The organism is Mesorhizobium sp. M1E.F.Ca.ET.045.02.1.1, from assembly GCF_003952485.1.
In the GTDB taxonomy this organism is placed as follows: domain Bacteria; phylum Pseudomonadota; class Alphaproteobacteria; order Rhizobiales; family Rhizobiaceae; genus Mesorhizobium.
Map to the genome: position 1 here is coordinate 2,485,707 of NZ_CP034447.1, position 16,940 is coordinate 2,502,646.

Below are 16,940 nucleotides of genomic sequence, written 5' to 3' on the forward strand. Positions count from 1 at the left end.
GGTGGCTGGAAACCGTTTGAGGGGTGCGGCTTCCAGTGTTCGAAAACTCCCCGCGTCAGGTTCTCCTGACGAGGCCGGCGATCAGCGAAATCACCAGGAAGGCAAGGAAGATGAAGAACAATATCTGCGCGATGCCTGCCGATGTGCCGGCAATGCCGCCGAACCCAAGCGCGCCGGCGATGATCGCAACCACAAGAAAAACGAGCGCCCAGTACAGCATGATACGTCTCCTTCTATCGACCTGAAAACGTGGCCGAATGGCGTTTGTTCCACCAATCGCAGAAAAAGACGATCCCCCCGGAAGCGCTTTTTCGCCCAAAGCTTCGCCAGCGATCGGACGAGCTTCCGCGCGCGGTTTATGCAAGGCACAGGCCTTACGCAAAGCCTTGATCGTCAGGGCCTGCAGGCGGTCAGGCCGCGGCCTTTGCCTGCCGGTCAAAGAAGAGCGCCTGGCTGATCAGGGCCTTGACCATATCGGGATTGAACGGCTTGGTCACCAGGAACGCCGGTTCCGGACGCTCGCCAGTGAGCAGGCGTTCCGGGAAGGCGGTGATGAAGATCACCGGCACCGGCGTTGAAGACAGGATCTCGTTTACGGCCTCGATGCCCGAGCTGCCGTCGGCTAGCTGGATGTCGGCCAGAACCATTTTCGGACGCGTCCTGCCAAATATGGCCACCGCCTCGGCATGCGTGCGCGCAGTGCCGACAACGCGGTGCCCGAGGCTTTCGACCATCTCCTCGATGTCCATGGCTATCAGCGGCTCGTCCTCGATGATCAGCACATCGGTCGCGACCTGGCGGGAAATCTCGCTGCTTGCCTGGGCAAGCAATTCGGAGAACTCCTGCTCGTCGGCATCGAGGATTTCCGCCGCTTCGTCCTCGCTGAAACCCTCCACGGCAACCAGCAGGAACGCCTGCCTCGGCCGCGGCGCGATCGCGTTCAGATTGGCGGCGGCCCGCTGCTCCCAGGCGGTCTGCGCATGCTCCTGCGGCACGCGAATGGCAATCGAGGTGAAGAGCCTGGCAAAAACCTTGTAGAGCGCGATGCGGTCGCTCGATGCCTTTGGGAAAACCTCGGTGTCGGCGATGATGGCTTCCAGCAACGCGGCGACCAGCGCATCACCGCTTTCCTGCGATCCCGAGACGGCGCGCGAGAAACGGCGCAGGAACGGGAGGTGAGGAGCGATGGTTGCGGATAGGCTCATATTCGACGTCTCCCTCAGATGTCGCGGTGCGTTGTAGGCCAGACTCGTCGCAAGCCCCGACAAACCAACGTGGGCTTTCTGAAAAAGTTCCGCTGGAGGTGGAACTAAATTAGGAAGCGGGCGTTTGGGCTTTTCGGGATGGGCAACCAGACAAACGTGCCGCTTGCGTTATGGTCTACGATTCTAGAGCGGTTCGAGTGCTGGAATTAGGGCGAATATGAAAGAAATGTCAAAGAATTCAAGAGCTGGCGCCGCGAGCAGGCACCGGAACGGGGGTGGCAATCCACTCGGGCCGAACTCCGAAATTGCCCGCAAACTCAAACAATATTACGACGAGCTGGTTTCCGATCAGGTGCCGGATCGATTCGCTCAGTTGCTCAGTCAACTGGAAAAGGCCGAACCCGCCGAGGAAAAGGATTGAGGCATGGCGGCGGTCTCCCAGAGCTTCAAGACCGAGCTGCTCGGTGCGATACCGAGCCTGCGCGCCTTTGCGGTGTCGCTGACGCAGAATGCCGACAAGGCCGATGACCTCGTCCAGGAAACCCTGGTCAAGGCGTGGGACAAGCATGAGAGCTTCCAGCCCGGCACCAACCTCAAGGCCTGGCTTTTCACCATCCTGCGCAACGAGTTCTATTCGCAGATGCGCAAGCGTGGCCGCGAGGTGCAGGACAGCGACGGCATCATGACCGCCAGGCTTGCCGTTCACCCGGCGCAGCACGGCCAACTCGACCTCAAGGACTTTCGCGGCGCGCTGGAACAGCTGCCGGAGGATCAGCGCGAAGCCATCATCCTGATCGGCGCGTCCGGCTTCTCCTACGAGGAGGCGGCCGAGATCTGCGGCTGCGCGGTCGGCACGATCAAGAGCCGGGTCAGCAGGGCTCGCGCGAGACTGCAGGAAATTCTGAAGATCTCCGGCGAGGACGAATATGGTCCCGATGCGATTTCGGCGCAGGTGACCGGCTCAAACGCAGCCTGACAGTGACGCCCGGCAGCATGCTCAACCGCTCCAACTATTTATTTTTAAGCCATTCCGGACGGAAAACCGTTACACACTTTTCCTGAAATTGCTCTAGCCGGCGATGTCGTCAAGCCGCCTTCGTGCGTCCGCAAGCGAGCGCCACGGCCTCGATCAGATCGTCCCCCGAATAGGGTTTGGCGACCAGCCGGATTTCCGGAAAGGAGCTCTCGATCTCGTCCGCGTCCGAATGACCGGAGGCAAAAACGAACGGAACGCCCCCGCCACGCAGTCGCGCGGCGAAGCCGAGTGTCGAGACACCTCCAAGCATCAGGTCGACGATGGCCGCGTCAAACCACGACAGCCCATCCCGCTGGTCGATTTCGGCCAGATCGCGGACAACCACAACGTCGGCCGCCCCATGGTCACGGCATAGCTGTTCGACATCCATTGCGATAAGAAACTCATCCTCCAGGACCAGAATACGCAATCCGTCTAGCAATGAAGGCACGTAGCGGCGACTCCTACAATCGCCAGCAGTCATGCGCGGTATTTGCCGGTATGTCATTTAAAAAAGACATGACCGGGAGTGCATCTTCGTGATCGGCGGAACCTCGATCCGCCTGGAACGTTTTCAACTGCCCAATCAGGGCAGGGGTTTCGGAGAGGGGTCGAAATGCCCAGCAGAGCACACGTTCCGTTCCCGACCGCCAATATCCCTGCGAGAAATGTCCGCTGCGGCCGCTGCCGGCCTTTCGCCCGTTCGAAAGCCAGGAACGGTTGTCCGACGTGCGGCGGCAAATCCTCGACTATTCCATGCCGGGCGATCTCATCGGTCTGCAGGGGAGGGCATTTTGACTGCTGTCAATGCCCCCGCCGCCCGGTCTTGGTAAGGAGCGGTCCAAGTTCGGAACTCTTGATGTATATCGAGCGTTGAAAGTTAGAAAACACAAGGAGTTAAGCAATGGCGCCCGCCGCAGGCAAAACCGCAACAGACGCTCCCTCCAACTCCGATCTCGAAGCCGATATTCGGCAGTTGCGCGCCGATATCGAGGAGCTCACCAGGCAATTGGCCAAGACCGGGGAGCACGGCTATGGCGCGGCGCGCCATGCCGCCTCCGAGGGGGTCGAACACCTGCGTGCCCAGGGTGAAGCGGCATTCGAAAGCGTGCGCGGCAGCGCCCAGGATATCGAAGCGCAGCTCATCGCCACCGTTCGCGAAAAGCCGGTGACGTCGCTGGCGATTGCCGCCGGCGTCGGCTTTCTGTTCGCACTGCTCTCCCGCCGCTAGCCGCAGATGGGGACGCTGATTTCCCTGATCTCGGCCATTGCCTCGGGTGAGGCGACGGCCGCCTTGCAGAGAGCGCGTGTGGCGGCAATCCTCTATGGGATTGCCGCCATTCTTGCCCTGTGCGGCATCGGCTTCCTTGTCGGCGCCGCCTATATCTGGCTGGCCGCGCGCTACGGACCATTGGCGACCAGCCTCGGCTTCGGCATCGGCTTCCTGCTGATTGCCGGGCTCATTCTGGTGATCCACAAGATGACGACCGGCATGCGAGCCAAGCGTCGCGCGCGCCGGCGCAAGGCCGACATGACGGCGGTTGGGCTCACCGCGGCGCTTGCGCTGCTCCCGGCGCTTGCCAAGAGCAAGAGTGGCCTGGGCACCATTGTCGCGCCCGCGATCGCGCTCGTCGCCTACGCCATCTACCGCGAGAATGTGAAGGTCAAGCCTCAAGACCCGGATCCCGGCGAAGCGCCGTAGGCCGGAGCATTGCGGGAAAAGCGCGGGTCCGGCAACTTGACCGCGTTGCTGCCCGCCAATCCCCACGCCTGACAGGCGGCGGCGGCCTACCGTTGCCGAATCGCGTCATTGGACAGGGAACCTTCGCGGAAAGGGCCCGTTACCCGATCATGCCGTACCCGAAGCGCCCGCCGCCATACGATATGAAGGCCAACAATGACCAAGATCGTTCCTGAAGACAAAGCCCGCCAGGGGCACTGGGGCTGGCACGCGCTCAGGATCCTCGTCGCCGGGCTGTTGCTGGCCTTGATCGCCTGGGGTGCGGCCGAGATCTATGGCGAGTTGATCAAGAGCCCGATGACCGATCAGAGCGCGCCTCAGGCGCCGGCGGCCGGGCAGAAACCCATGCAGGGCGGCTGAGCGCCCCATCACGCCGCCTTGGCCCGCGCATTGCTTGCCGGAACCAATACGTTCAACGCGCCGGGAAGAATCTCGACCACCGTCTCGCGCTCCAGCCTGACCAACTCGCCATCCACGACCGCGCTGAACTTCTTCGTTGGTGAATGGATCTTGAGGATGGCTCTGTCGGCCTGGTGGATTTCGATATGTTCGCTGTCGCGCCATCGGCCGCGCAGCATGTCGAGCAGCAGTTTCGCCAGATGGTAACGTCTGCGCGCGACGCTGACATAGATGCCAAGCACGCCACCCGCCGGATTGTCCGCATAAGGCAGATGGCCCTCGCCGAACAGATTGTTGCTGATGCCGATGCCGGTCGTGCGGGTGACGATCTCAGCGTTGCCGATGCTCAAGGTCACTTTGAGCGTGCGTGGGTTCTTGATCGTTGCCCATCCCGCGCGAACGGAGGCCCGCATCTTTCCCAGCCGCGAGCCGAAATCCATGGTCTCCCGAAGCTGCACCATCCTGACATGCATGCCGATCGAAAACTGATGCACGAAGGGCCGGCCATTGACGCTGGCCATGTCGACGGCCGTCACCTCGCCCGTGGCAAAGGATTGCAGCGCCGCATCCAGCGTCTGCGGGATGCCAAGGCCACGCGCGAAGAGATTCATCGTGCCGGCCGGCAATATGGCCAAAGCTTTCTTCTTGTTCATGAGAAGGGATGCCGCCCGCGACACGGTGCCGTCGCCGCCTCCGGCGATCACGACGTCGACGTTCCGCTTCGCTACGGCCTTTTCCAAGGCCGCGCCGATTTCGCGGCCGGCAACGATATCGACCTGAACCGAATGGCCTGCCGCTTCCAGCGTCCGTCGCAGGCGATCGGCAAAGGCTGGAACATCGGCCGTGCGCAGCGTGCCGCTGTCCTGGTTCAGCACCGCAGCAAACCGCATGCCCCGCTCCGTTCTTGGGCCGGAAATGAGCCCAGCCGCAGGCTGAACGGAAAGGATCGCCAAAGGTTCCGCGTACCGGGAAGCGCGGGCCGCGCTGTTGGAACAACGCTCCGCTCACGACGTTGTGAAGTTGTGGAATACTGCCGCATCTGACTTGCCTGGCAGAGCCGGTGGCGGATGCGGCGCATACCAAATCAGGCACGAGGAGAGACGATCATGATCCGCACTCTTTTTGCGACGACCGCGCTTGCAACGCTGGTTGCAACCGGTGCCTTCGCCCAGACAGCAACGCCGGCACAGCCGCCTGCCGCCGAAAACCCGGCTCCCGTGATCCGCTCGGATGGCGCCTTGATGACCAACATTATCGGCGAATCCGTCTATAACGGCACCGGTGACGACGCCCAAGACATCGGCAAGGTCGATGATGTCGTCTTCGACGCAAGCGGCAAAGTGAAGTCCGCGATCATCGGTGTCGGCGGCTTCCTTGGCGTCGGCACCAAGGACGTGGCGTTCGACTACAGCAAGATGGAATGGGCCGAGAAGAACGGCGACCGCTGGCTGGTGGCCAAGACAACCAAGGACGAGCTCAATGCCCAGCCGGCATTCGACCGCAAGCCCTACGATCCGGCCCCGGCACCGTCGGCCGACGCCACGCAGCCTTCAACCACGGACACGGGTGGAGCCCAGAAGCCGGTGGACCTCAACGCCAAGCCGGCTGAGCCGGTGAAGAAGGCGGAAGGCAATCTCGCCACCAACATCATGGGCGAGTCCGTCTATAACGGCACCGCGGACGACGCCCAGAAGATCGGCGACGTGAAAGACATCGTGCTCGCCAAGGACGGCAAGGCCGAGTCGCTCGTGATCGGCGTCGGCGGCTTCCTCGGCATCGGCACGAAGAACGTCACCTTCGATTTCGCCAAGGCAAAGTGGGCGGAGAAGAACGGGGACCGCTGGCTGGTTGCCGAGACGACGAAGGAGGAGCTCCAGGCGCAGCCGGACTTCAACCGCAAGGCTTACGATCCGGCACCGGCGCCGGCCACCGCGGCGTCGAACAATGCTCCGGCGACGACCACGCCCGCCGTGGCATCGTCCGACACAACGGCCGGCAAGGAAGCCAAGCCTGCGCAGACAACCGCTGAAAACAAGGCGCCCGCACCTGCGGCGAGCACCGCGGAGAACAAGCCGGCGGACTCCGGCACGTCCGCAACCGACACCACGCAGACAGCCTCGATCGACAAATCGACGCTGACTGAGATGCCGATGGGCAACATCCGGGGTGACGACCTGAAGGGCGCGACCGTCTATGGCGCCAACGACGCCAAGATCGGTACGATCGGCGATGTCGTGCTGACGCCGGACAACAAGCCGGATGCGGTGATCGTCGACGTCGGCGGCTTCCTCGGCATCGGCGCCAAGGAAGTGGCGGTCGGCATGGACAAGCTCAAATTCATGACCGACAAGGACGGCAAGAAATATCTCTACACCAACTTCACCAAGGAAGAGCTGCAGGCGCAGGCGGCCTATGACAAGAGCAGTTATGCCGCCAACCGTGATAAGCAGCGGATGATATTGAAGTAGGCAGTAGGCAGTAGGCAGTAGGGGTACGCTTCTCAACAGCTTCCCCTATTGCCTATTCCCTACTGCCCAACTCACGTGGCCGACCACGCCATCTTCCGTCAGCTCCGCCAGCGCCAGCGACTGGTCGAGATGCCTGGCGCGCCAGGCGAGCAACTTCTCGGCGAATTCCAGGCGCGCCGGCAGGTAGGCGGGATCGTCCGCGACGTTGCTCAGCTCGCCTGGATCCTTCGTGAGATCGAACAGTAGTGGCGGCAGGCCGCCGCCGAAATGGACATATTTGAAGCCGCTCGTGCGCAGGACGGCCAGATTGCAATCGCGCGAGCCGATGCCGAAATGCCGCTCGGCTTCGCCGCCGAAGACCGAGCGGAAATCGAACTCCCAATGCGCGGCGTCGCGCCAGTCCGCCGGCTGCTTGCCGTCGAGCCAGGGCGCCAGCGACCTGCCGTCGAGCTGCGGCTCCGGTCCGGCGCCGATCAATTCGAGCAAGGTCGGAAAGATGTCGACGGCCTCGGTGAACCGGTCGACGACCGAACCGGCCACTGCTCTCTTGTGTGGGTCGCGGATGATCAGCGGAATGTGGTAGCTGGCGTCGAAATAGCCGCCTTTGCCGAGCATGAAATGGTCGCCCATCATCTCGGCGTGGTCGGAGGTGAGCACGATGATTGTGTCGTCCCAGGCGCCGGCCGCTTTCACGGCCTGCCAGATGCGGCCGAGCTGCGCATCGACCTCCGAGACCATGCCGTAGTAGATCGCGCGGATGCGGCGGAAGTTTTCGTCACCCCAATCCGCCACCTTGCCCTGGGCGCCGGGAATGAATTTTGTCCGCATCTGGCAATCGAGATCGTAGGCGAGATAGGGATGGCTTCCCGCTTCGGCCTGCCAATCCGCCGCCCGCCGGAAAGCGGGCCCGTCGGCCGGATCGTACATGGCGTTATACGGTTCCGGGACGATGAAGGGCGGGTGCGGGCTGATGAAGGAGATATGCGCGAACCATAGCGCGCCCTGCTCCTGCTCGCCAAGCCAGCGGATGAATTCGCCAGCGAGGAAAGCGGTCGGCGTCTGGTCCTTCGAATAGACCGGCGGCGCGTTGGTCACATCGCCACTGGCCTCGCCTTGCTCGCCCGCCGGGCGATGGATGCCAGGGCTGCCGACGCTGGCGTCGATGCCTTGCGCGCTGAGCCAGGACAGCCACTGCTTCTGGTGCTCGGGCAGGAACTGCCGCACGGTGAAGCCGGGCAGCACACCTTCATAGCTGCGCAGGCGAGGATCGCCTGCGGAGAGCTGGCGAGGATCGGGCGAGACATCCGTGTAGCCGAACAGCGCCGGATCATAACCAGCCGTGCGGGCCGAGAGCGCGATATTGCCGTGCCGGGTATCGAGCGGCGAGCCGTTGCGGCAGACGCGGTTGTTCATCTGGTAGAGGCCGGTGTAGAGGCAGGCGCGCGCCGGCGAGCAGGGCGCCGCGCCGCCATAGTGGCGCCGGAACAGAACGCCCTCGGCGGCAAGCGCGTCCGCGTTCGGCGTTTTCACCACCGTGTGGCCGGCGGCCGACAGGCAATCGCCGCGCCACTGGTCGCAGGTGATGAGGAGAACATTCGGGCGGCTCACTCGGTTGTTCAAAAATCTTCTCCTCAGGCAGGCTGCCGCTCATGGAGCCGAAATTTGCGAGTGTTGCAAGCTGCGGCAGTTCATGGAACGTGAACGCATACGAGATGATCGTTCATCTTTATGATACAGTCCATTCTGTGTTTGGCCGCTTTGCCGTTGGCGGGGCTATCCTCATATTGGCGTGGACAGCGGCGAGGGCCGCAAAAGGACAAGGGAAGGAGCAACACCATGCTCAATCAGATCAAGGGCCTGCATCACGTCACCTCGATGGCGAGCGATGCGCGCCGGAACAATGAATTCTTCACCAAGAAGCTCGGCCTGCGCCGGGTCAAGAAGACGGTCAATTTCGACGCGCCCGACGTCTATCACCTCTACTATGCCGACGAAGTCGGCACGCCGGGCTCGGTGATGACCTATTTCCCGTTCCCCGATATCGGCAAGGGCCGGCACGGCGTCGGCGAGGTCGGCACCACCGTCTTCTCGGTGCCGGAAGGCACGCTCGCCTATTGGGAAAAGCGCTTCGCCGACGAAGGCGTGGGCAACGTCGCCCGCACGGAAAGCTTCGGCGAGAAGCGTCTCGCCTTCACCGGCCCTGACGGCGACAGTTTCGCGCTGGTCGAGGACAAGGCCGACAGCCGCGCGCCCTGGGTGAAGGGCGGCGTTCCCGGCGATGAAGCGATCCGCGGCTTCCACTCGGTCGCGCTCAGGCTGAAGGACGGCGGCGCCACCGAGGAGCTGTTGAAGTTCATGGGCTATGAGGAGGTCGACAAGTCCGGCAACATCCGCCGGCTGGCGATCAAGAACGGCAACGGTGCCGACATCGTCGACATCGAATCGCTGCCGGGCGCGGGCTTTGCCAATCTCGGCGCCGGCTCGGTGCATCATGTCGCCTTCGCGGTCGAGGATCGCGCCAAACAGCTCGAAGTGCGCAAGGCGCTGGTCGACACGGGTTATGGCGTGACGCCGGTCATCGATCGCGATTACTTCTGGGCGATCTATTTCCGTACCCCGGGCGGCGTGCTGTTCGAGGTGTCCACCAACGAGCCGGGCTTCGACCGCGACGAGGACACCGCGCATCTCGGCGAGGCGCTGAAGCTGCCGATGCAGCATCGGCATCTGAGATCCTATCTCGAGCAGCACCTGCAGAAGCTGGAAGACTGAAAGCCATGAGCAAGGACGCTTACATCCACAAAATGCTGCCCGGTTCGCCGGGCAGTCCGCTGCTCTTCGTCCTCCACGGAACCGGGGCCGACGAGAACCAGCTTCTGTCCTTCGGCCGTGAGCTGCTGCCTTCGGCGACCGTCGTGTCGCCGCGCGGCGACGTGTCGGAACAGGGCGCTGCCCGCTTCTTCCGCCGCACCGGCGAGGGCGTCTACGACATGGACGATCTCGCGCGGGCGACGGCCAAGATGGCGGGCTTCGTCAAGGCGCATGTCGAGGCGGCAAAGCCCTCGGCGGTGTTCGGGCTCGGCTATTCCAACGGCGCCAACATCCTGGCCTCGCTGGTGTTCGCCGAGCCGACCCTGTTCGATGCCACGGCGCTGATGCATCCGCTCATCCCGTTCGAGCCTCAGGTGAAGGGCAGCCTTGCCGGCCGCCGCATCCTGATCACGGCCGGCAGGCGCGATCCGATCTGTCCGCCGAACCTGACCACGCGGCTGGAGGCCTATTTGCGCGCCGACGGGGCCGATGTCACAGTGGAATGGCACGACGGCGGGCACGAGGTGCGGCCGAATGAAAGCGAAGCGGCGCGGCGGCTCTTCGGCTTCGCGCCGGCCGCCGAAGGAGGCAAGAACAATGGCTGACCAATTGCCCGAGATCGAACTCGAGGACCATGGCTCCAAGGGGCGCTACGTGCTGCGCGGTCCCGGCGGCGCCGAGGCCGAGATGACCTTCACCAAGATCGGCGAGCACCAGCTCATCATCGATCACACCGAGGTGCCGGACGTCTTCCGCGGCCAGGGCGCCGGGCTTCGGCTCGTCACCCGCGCCGTCGAGGACGCGCGCGCCGCCGGCAAGAAGATCATCCCGCTCTGCCCCTTCGCCAACGCCCAGTTCCGCCGCCATCCGGAATGGGCGGACGTGCTGAAGCAGTAAGCGCGGCGTTCCCTTCTCCCCTTGTGGGGTGAGCAGCCGGTTCGTCGAAGACGAATTCATCGTGCCAGTGGCACGATGAAAGGCCGGCGAACGCCGGGACGCTGCGAAGCAGCGGGGACCCGGCAGGGTGGATCGGCCACCCCCGGCCCTTCGCAGGCTCAGGGCGTTCGAAGCTCGAAAAGCCAAGCAATTGGCTTTTCGTCCGCTAACGCGGACCGCTTCTCACCCCACGAGGGGAGAAGGAAGAGGCCCAGCCACAAACGCGAACACGCCTCTGGCATTTGCGCAGTTCGGCCATCTTGCCTAAGTAGACAGTTCGTTCGGACGAAACCTCCGTCCCGCCTGTCACCGAATTGAATGGCTTCCCTGATGACCGAAACCGACCTCATCCCCGTTTTCGACGGCCACAACGACACGCTGCTTCGGCTCTACCAGTCGAAGGAAGCGGATGTCGAAAAGCTGTTCATCGAAGGGACGCCGGGCGGCCATATCGACCTGCCGCGCGCCAACAAAGGCGGCTTTGCCGGCGGCATGTTCGCGATCTTTCCGCCGCCGGTCGAAAAGACCAAGCGCAGCGCCGTGCCGCCGGCGCCGAGCGACGACGAACCTCTGCCGCCGGAACTGCCGCGCGCCGAGGCGATCACCTCCACCATCGGCATGGCCTCGATCCTGTTCAGGCTGGAGCGCGCCGGCGCGCTGACCGTCTGCCGCAGCGCCGGCGATATCCGCGAGGCGATGGCGAAGGGCTCGATCGCGGCGGTCTTCCATATCGAAGGCGTCGAGGCGATCGACCCGGAGCTCACCATGCTCGACGTGTTGCACGCCGCCGGCCTGCGCTCGCTGGGCATCGTCTGGAGCCGTCCTAACGCTTTCGGCAATGGCGTGCCGTTCCGCTTCCCCTCCTCGCCCGATACCGGGCCTGGCCTCACCGATGCCGGCAAGGCGCTGGTCAAGGCCTGCAACCAGCTCAGGATCATGATCGACCTCTCGCATCTTAACGAGAAGGGTTTTCGTGACGTGGCGGCGCTCAGCGATGCGCCGCTGGTCGCGACCCATTCCAACGTGCATGCGATCTGCGGCCATTCGCGCAACCTGACCGACTGGCAGCTCGGCGCGATCCGCGAGTCGGGCGGCATGGTGGGCCTGAACTTTGCGACCGGCTTCCTGCGCGAGGACGGCCGCATGAATGCCGACACCGGCCTCGACATCATGGTGCGCCACATCGATTCGCTGCTGCAGGCGCTCGGCGAGGACGGCGTCGGCCTTGGCTCCGATTTCGACGGCGCGATGATCCCGGCGGTGATCGGCGACGTTGCCGGCCTGCCCAAGCTCATCGGCGCGCTCGCCGCGCGCGGCTTCGGACGCGCGCTGATCGAGAAGATCGCCTATCGCAACTGGTTGAATGTGCTCGAGAGAACCATAGGGTAGGACTACGCCTACTGCGCGTAGCCGATGCGCTTCAGCCATTCCTTGTCGACGCCGCGGTCGCGGATGATCGGCAAGGGGTCCTCGTGGTCGAGCCTCGCGCAGATGCGGTAGACCTCGAGCGTCTCGGCGTTCATCTCGCCGCGTTTGAAGAAATACATCGCCGCCGCGTAGCGGGTGCGGCCGGACCCCATCTCGCCGAGCGGCGTGTTGACCAGCTCCCACTGCTCGGCGGCTTCCGCCTCCGCCTCGTCCGCTTCGCTTGCCATTTTAGAAATCCGCCGGCGGGTTGGCGGTGCGGCGGTCGAGCCTGATGAAGGGCCGCGGCACGATCTTCGCCCGCTTCATCAGCTTCTGGTACTGCAATTCGCGCATGGCATAGATCTCGACCCAGAGGTCGTCGACGATCGTGTCGCCATAGGGCCTCTGCAACGAGGCGATGGCGATGTTGCGCTTGGCCATGGGCGACCACATCGCCGCGCTCACCAGCCCGACCTCCTGGCTTTTGCGATAGTAGACGATGGCATGCTCGGCCGGGATGTTGCCTTCGATCTCCAGCCCGACCAGCACGTGACGCAGCCTGCGCTTGGCCCTTGCTTCCAGGATGGCGCGGCGGCCGTTGAAGTGCCTCATCTCCGGATCGACCATGAAGCCGAGGCCGATCTCGTCCGGCATGCGCAGCCGGTCGGCGCGGATGGCATGCTCGGCGGTGGTGAAGTCGGCATTGGCGACGATCAGCCCGGCTTCGAGCCGGGCGCGGTTCAGCGCCGTGTAGCCGATGGCGCGGATGCCGCGCAGCTCGCCGGCCGCCATCAGCCGGTCCCACAGGCTCAGCGCCTTGCCGGCAGGCACGAACAGCTCATAGCCGAGGTCGCCGGTGAAGCCGGTGCGCGAGATGGTGACGGCTGCGCCGTCATGCGCGAACTCGGCGAGGTCGAAGACCTTCAGCCGTTCGACGCCGGCGAAGCCCGCATCGCGCAGGATGGCGAAGGAGGTGGGACCCTGCAGCGCCAGCCCGGCGACGGCCTCGGTCTCTTCCTCGACGATGACGTCGTAGCCTATTGCGCTGTCGAGCAGCCAGGGCAAATGCCGCTCCTGCGAGCACAGCCGGAAGCGCGTCGGCGACAGCCGGAACAAGGTGCCGTCGTCGAGCACGAAACCCTCGTCGTCGCACCAGGCGGTGTAATGGACACGGCTGGGCTTCAGCCTGGTCACGTCGCGCAGCGTGACGCGGTCGAGATAAGCTTCGGCGTCGGGGCCCTCGATCCGGTATTTGGTCATCGGCGAGATGTCGAACAGTGCTGCCTGGCTGCGGATGGCGAAATATTCGAGCTCCTCGTCCCACAGCGAATGCGGCGCGCGGTAGCCGGCCCAGTTGTACCAGTCGTTCTTCAGTGCCAACGCGTCGATGCGTGGCTGGAAGGGCGTGTCGTGCCGGAGCGTGCGGAAGTGGGATTGTGCCAGGGTGCGGGCGGTCGATGGCTTGATGGAGGAATGATGATTCATGATGGCGTTCCTTCGCGCCCCCCTCTGTCCTGCCCTTCCTCCGCAGCAGCTGCGCTGCAGCTTCGGAGGGTGGACCGGACATCTCCCCCACAAGGGGGGAGATCAGCCGTGCCAATCTCGAACGTTGGAAAAGGGGGCGCCGCCGGGCGAAGCTGCCAATCTCCCCCCAAGTGGGGGAGATGTCCGGCAGGACAGAGGGGGGCGCCGTAGAGTGCGACTTCAGCGATTTGCAAAAACATCCCTAGGCCCTCATCGCGATGATGCGGCGCGCGGCGTTGAGGCCGGGCGCGCCGGAGATGCCGCCGCCCGGATGCGAGCCGGCGCCGGCAAGGAACAGGCCTTCGAGCGGCGTGTCGTAGCCCGACCAGCCAGAGACGGGCCGCGACATCAGCATCTGGTCGGCCTGCAATTCGCCGTGGTGCCAGTGGCCGCCGGGCATGCGGTAGCGCGCCTCGAGGTCGGCCGGCGTCAAAAGCTCGGCATGGCGCACCGTCGCGCCGATCCCCGGAGCATAGGCTTCGAGCTGCGCCATGATCGCCTTGAGGAATTGCGGCTTGCCGGCGGTCCAGCCCTCTCTCAGCGCATAGGGCGCGTATTGCACCGCGGCCGAGAGCACGCAGGCGCCGGATGGCGCCAGCGTGGGATCGGCGAGGCTCGGCAGCGTGATCTCCATCACCGGCTCGGGTGAGAACTCGCCATATTTGGACGGGTTGAAGGCGCGCTCGACATGGTCGGGCGAAGGGGCGATGACCAGCCGGCCCTTGGGGCCAGCGGCGTCGACGCCGGTGAATTGCGGCGGCCGGTCGAGCGCCAGATGGAGCTTTGCCGCGTCGCCCTTCATGCGGATGTTCCTCACCTTGCGAACAAAGCCGGTGTCGACCTCGCGCGGCCCGACGAGATCGAGGATCGTCGTTGCCGGGTTGATTGCGGAGACGACCGTCTTGGCCCGCAGCGTCTCGCCGCCTTGCGTGACGACGCCGACGGCGCGGCCCTTTTCGACGATGACCTTGGCGACCGGCGAGGTTTGGCGGATCGAGACGCCAGCCTTTTCTGCGGCCGAGCGGATGGCGGCGACGACGGCGCCCATGCCGCCTTTCGGTAGTATCTGCGCGCCGGCAAGGCCGCCGATCTCGCCGCCCAGCCGGTAGTAGAGGCCGAGCAGCGAGGTCGGCGAGCGCGGACCGAGATGGCTGCCGAGCGTCGCATCGAAGGCGAGCAGACCCTTCAGCCTGTCGTCCGAAAGCTGCTCGTCGAGCAGGTCGCAGACGTTCATCAAGAGCACGCGCAGGAAGTCGCGCATATCTTCCTTGCCGAGCCGCTTCAGCGCCAGCGCGGTCTGGCCGAGCCCGGTCATCTCGGCGAGCGACATGCCGGCAGGGTCCGGCGGCCGGCGCGACAGGAAAGGCTTCAGCACACCGGCATAGCGCAGCAACTGCGCGCGCAGATCCCTCCAGGCGGACTGCTCCGACGGGGTGGCGCCGGTCAGCACCTCGCCATAGGCGCCGTGCAGCACCAGCGGGCCGTCCTTCGACAGCGCGACCGAGGGTACGAAATCGCCGCGCTCAACCTTCAGCCCATGGCGTTCCAGCTCCAGTGTCTTCACCACATCGGGATGCAGCCGATTGAGCAGATGGGCGACCGCGGAGACGCGGAAGCCGGGCGCGAATTCCTCGGTGCGCGCCGCGCCGCCGACATCGTTGCCGGCCTCGAGCAGCAGCACCTTGCGGCCCGACTTTGCCAGCATGGCGGCGGCGACAAGGCCGTTGTGGCCGCCGCCGATGACGATGGCGTTCCAATTCACTTCAGATGACGTCATGGGCCGGGCTCATATGCAGGGTTGGCTTGGCAAGATCGCGCAGGATCTCGGTGGCGGCGTTGCGTCCGGGCGCGCCCATGACGCCGCCGCCCGGATGGGTGGAGGAGCCGCACATGTAGAGTCCGCCAACGGGGGAGCGGTATTGCGCGTAGCCCGGCACCGGGCGGTTGAAGAGCAACTGGTCGAAGGTGAGCTCGCCCTGAAAAATGTTGCCTTCGGTGAGGCCGACCTCGGCCTCGATCTCGCGCGGCGTGCGCACTTCCATATGGACGATGCGGTCACGGAAGCCGGGCGAATATTGTGCGATCTGCGCAATCACGCTCTCGGCGAAGCCGCCGCGGTCGGCGTCCGTCCAGTCGCGGCCGTCTATCCTGGGCGGCGCATATTGGACGAAGCAACTCATGAAATGCTTGCCGGGCGGTGCCATGGTCGGGTCGAGCGTGGTCGGGATCACCATGTCGAGGAAGGGATCGACCGACCAGCGTCCGGCCTTCCAGTCGTCATAGGCGCGCTCCATGCGCTCGATGGAATCGGTGAAATGCATGTCGGCGCGATAGACCGGCGAATCCTTGGGCAAGGCCGGGAATTCGGGCAGCGAATCCAGCGCGATGTTGACCTTGCCGGACGAGCCGCGGATTTTGAAATTCCGGACACGGCGCAGGAAGATGTCGGGCAGCTCCTTTTCCTCGACCAGCTTCAGGAAGGTGCGCTTGACGTCGGCGTTGGAGACGACGAGCTTCCCGTAAATCTCCTCGCCGCCGGCAAGCACGACGCCCTTTGCCTTGCCGTTCCTGATCAGCACATGGTCGACTTCGGCGCCGGTGCGGATGGAGCCGCCGGAGGCCTTGAAGGAGGCGGCGAGCGCCTTGGTGACGGCGCCCATGCCGCCGCGCGCATAGCCCCAGGCGCCGACCGAGCCATCGACCTCGCCCATATAGTGGTGGAGGAGCACATAGGCCGTGCCGGGCGACATCGGCCCGAGCGCGGTGCCGATGATGCCGGAGAGCGCGAAGTTCGCCTTGATGACGTCGGTCTCGAAATATTCGTCGAGGAAGTCGGAGATCGACATCGTCCAGAAGCGCAAGGTCAGCGCCATCTCCTCGGCGGTGAGACCGGCGAATTTCTTGCCGAGATAGAGCAGCTCGCCGAGGTCGCGCGGCTTGAAGCTGGTCGGGTCCGGGGCGGTGCGCATCAAAAGCGGCTGAATGAACCGGCACTGCCGCGTCACGTCGCGCGAGTAGCGGTCATAGGCCTCGGCGTCGTGCCTGGAAAAACGGGCGAACTCCCGGCGGTGCGCGTCATGATCGCGGTAGTTGGCGAGGTAGTCGCCGTCGCGCGTGAACACGGCGCCGCCCTCATAGGAGATCACCTGCAGGCCGAAGCGCGGCAGCTCCAGGTCGCGCATGATCTCGGGCCGGAACAGCGAGCAGACATAGGAGCAGTTGGAATAGAGAAAGCCCGGCGTCAGCTCGCGACTGGTGGCTGCACCTCCGACCCAGTCGTTCTTCTCGACCACCAGTACATCGAGCCCGGCGCGCTGCAGGTAGCAAGCGTTGACCAGCCCGTTATGGCCACCGCCGATGACGATCGCGTCCCATGTCTTCATGCGCGCTCACCCTCTATCCGGCCGCCCCTTCATTTTTTGATGATCTTGGCCCTG

At 64.4% G+C, this 16,940-nt stretch carries 19 protein-coding genes and 1 pseudogene; 11 read left to right on the forward strand and 9 right to left on the reverse strand.

Annotation, left to right across the window (positions count from 1 at the left end):
• Positions 1 to 55 precede the first annotated feature (55 nt).
• On the reverse strand, positions 56 to 220 hold the full coding sequence (locus EJ070_RS12085; RefSeq protein WP_126091568.1) for a DUF1328 domain-containing protein: 165 nt from the start codon (positions 218 to 220) through the stop codon (positions 56 to 58).
• A gap of 190 nt (positions 221 to 410) precedes the next feature.
• On the reverse strand, positions 411 to 1,205 hold the full coding sequence (locus EJ070_RS12090; RefSeq protein WP_126091569.1) for a response regulator: 795 nt from the start codon (positions 1,203 to 1,205) through the stop codon (positions 411 to 413).
• 217 nt (positions 1,206 to 1,422) lie between these two features.
• On the opposite strand from EJ070_RS12090, the gene EJ070_RS12095 reads away from it, so the two are divergent.
• On the forward strand, positions 1,423 to 1,626 hold the full coding sequence (locus EJ070_RS12095) for a NepR family anti-sigma factor (protein ID WP_126091570.1): 204 nt from the start codon (positions 1,423 to 1,425) through the stop codon (positions 1,624 to 1,626).
• Positions 1,627 to 1,629: 3 nt separating this feature from the next.
• Positions 1,630 to 2,181, forward strand: a complete 552-nt coding sequence (locus EJ070_RS12100; RefSeq protein ID WP_095804581.1) for an RNA polymerase sigma factor — start codon at positions 1,630 to 1,632, stop codon at positions 2,179 to 2,181.
• A gap of 109 nt (positions 2,182 to 2,290) precedes the next feature.
• On the opposite strand, the gene EJ070_RS12105 is transcribed toward EJ070_RS12100, so the two are convergent.
• Entirely contained in the window at positions 2,291 to 2,704 is a 414-nt protein-coding gene (locus EJ070_RS12105; protein WP_126091571.1) for a response regulator, read from the reverse strand.
• 101 nt (positions 2,705 to 2,805) lie between these two features.
• Between EJ070_RS12105 and EJ070_RS37620 the strand changes: the two are divergent.
• From EJ070_RS37620 to EJ070_RS12120, 4 genes and pseudogenes are all read left to right on the forward strand, one after another.
• Positions 2,806 to 3,006: pseudogene (locus tag EJ070_RS37620) on the forward strand (hypothetical protein); the annotation flags it as partial.
• Positions 3,007 to 3,124: 118 nt separating this feature from the next.
• Positions 3,125 to 3,451 carry a DUF883 family protein gene (locus EJ070_RS12110; protein ID WP_126091572.1) on the forward strand — a complete coding sequence of 109 codons (327 nt, stop codon included), beginning with the start codon at positions 3,125 to 3,127 and terminating at the stop codon, positions 3,449 to 3,451.
• A gap of 6 nt (positions 3,452 to 3,457) precedes the next feature.
• Complete coding sequence (locus EJ070_RS12115) at positions 3,458 to 3,922, forward strand: phage holin family protein (RefSeq protein ID WP_126091573.1); 465 nt, start codon at positions 3,458 to 3,460, stop codon at positions 3,920 to 3,922.
• A gap of 195 nt (positions 3,923 to 4,117) precedes the next feature.
• Positions 4,118 to 4,321, forward strand: a complete 204-nt coding sequence (locus EJ070_RS12120) for a hypothetical protein (protein ID WP_126091574.1) — start codon at positions 4,118 to 4,120, stop codon at positions 4,319 to 4,321.
• Between the two features lie 8 nt (positions 4,322 to 4,329).
• On the opposite strand, the gene EJ070_RS12125 is transcribed toward EJ070_RS12120, so the two are convergent.
• Positions 4,330 to 5,250 (reverse strand): diacylglycerol kinase family protein, encoded by a 921-nt coding sequence (locus tag EJ070_RS12125; protein ID WP_126091575.1) that lies wholly within the window; start codon positions 5,248 to 5,250, stop codon positions 4,330 to 4,332.
• Between the two features lie 216 nt (positions 5,251 to 5,466).
• On the opposite strand from EJ070_RS12125, the gene EJ070_RS12130 reads away from it, so the two are divergent.
• Positions 5,467 to 6,828 carry a PRC-barrel domain-containing protein gene (locus tag EJ070_RS12130; RefSeq protein ID WP_126091576.1) on the forward strand — a complete coding sequence of 454 codons (1,362 nt, stop codon included), beginning with the start codon at positions 5,467 to 5,469 and terminating at the stop codon, positions 6,826 to 6,828.
• A 45-nt stretch (positions 6,829 to 6,873) separates the two neighbouring features.
• Here the strand turns inward: EJ070_RS12130 and EJ070_RS12135 are convergent, their stop codons facing one another.
• Positions 6,874 to 8,448 (reverse strand): alkaline phosphatase family protein, encoded by a 1,575-nt coding sequence (locus EJ070_RS12135; protein WP_126091577.1) that lies wholly within the window; start codon positions 8,446 to 8,448, stop codon positions 6,874 to 6,876.
• A gap of 216 nt (positions 8,449 to 8,664) precedes the next feature.
• On the opposite strand from EJ070_RS12135, the gene EJ070_RS12140 reads away from it, so the two are divergent.
• The 4 genes from EJ070_RS12140 to EJ070_RS12155 all read left to right on the forward strand — a co-directional run bounded on the left by EJ070_RS12140 (position 8,665) and on the right by EJ070_RS12155 (position 11,961).
• Entirely contained in the window at positions 8,665 to 9,597 is a 933-nt protein-coding gene (locus EJ070_RS12140; RefSeq protein ID WP_126091578.1) for a VOC family protein, read from the forward strand.
• Between the two features lie 5 nt (positions 9,598 to 9,602).
• Positions 9,603 to 10,241, forward strand: coding sequence for an alpha/beta hydrolase (locus EJ070_RS12145; protein ID WP_126091579.1), 639 nt, complete (start codon positions 9,603 to 9,605; stop codon positions 10,239 to 10,241).
• Entirely contained in the window at positions 10,234 to 10,533 is a 300-nt protein-coding gene (locus EJ070_RS12150; protein ID WP_040998912.1) for a GNAT family N-acetyltransferase, read from the forward strand. Before EJ070_RS12145 ends, EJ070_RS12150 begins: the two co-directional genes overlap by 8 nt.
• Before the next feature lie 369 nt (positions 10,534 to 10,902).
• On the forward strand, positions 10,903 to 11,961 hold the full coding sequence (locus EJ070_RS12155) for a dipeptidase (RefSeq protein ID WP_126091580.1): 1,059 nt from the start codon (positions 10,903 to 10,905) through the stop codon (positions 11,959 to 11,961).
• Positions 11,962 to 11,969: 8 nt separating this feature from the next.
• Here the strand turns inward: EJ070_RS12155 and EJ070_RS12160 are convergent, their stop codons facing one another.
• The 4 genes from EJ070_RS12160 to EJ070_RS12180 form a co-directional block, all read right to left on the reverse strand.
• Positions 11,970 to 12,227, reverse strand: coding sequence for a hypothetical protein (locus tag EJ070_RS12160; protein ID WP_126091581.1), 258 nt, complete (start codon positions 12,225 to 12,227; stop codon positions 11,970 to 11,972).
• 1 nt (position 12,228) lies between these two features.
• Positions 12,229 to 13,464, reverse strand: coding sequence for an aminomethyltransferase family protein (locus EJ070_RS12165; RefSeq protein WP_126091582.1), 1,236 nt, complete (start codon positions 13,462 to 13,464; stop codon positions 12,229 to 12,231).
• A 241-nt stretch (positions 13,465 to 13,705) separates the two neighbouring features.
• On the reverse strand, positions 13,706 to 15,280 hold the full coding sequence (locus EJ070_RS12175) for an NAD(P)/FAD-dependent oxidoreductase (RefSeq protein ID WP_126091583.1): 1,575 nt from the start codon (positions 15,278 to 15,280) through the stop codon (positions 13,706 to 13,708).
• Positions 15,267 to 16,886, reverse strand: a complete 1,620-nt coding sequence (locus tag EJ070_RS12180; protein WP_126091584.1) for an NAD(P)/FAD-dependent oxidoreductase — start codon at positions 16,884 to 16,886, stop codon at positions 15,267 to 15,269. Before EJ070_RS12180 ends, EJ070_RS12175 begins: the two co-directional genes overlap by 14 nt.
• Positions 16,887 to 16,940: the final 54 nt, after the last annotated feature.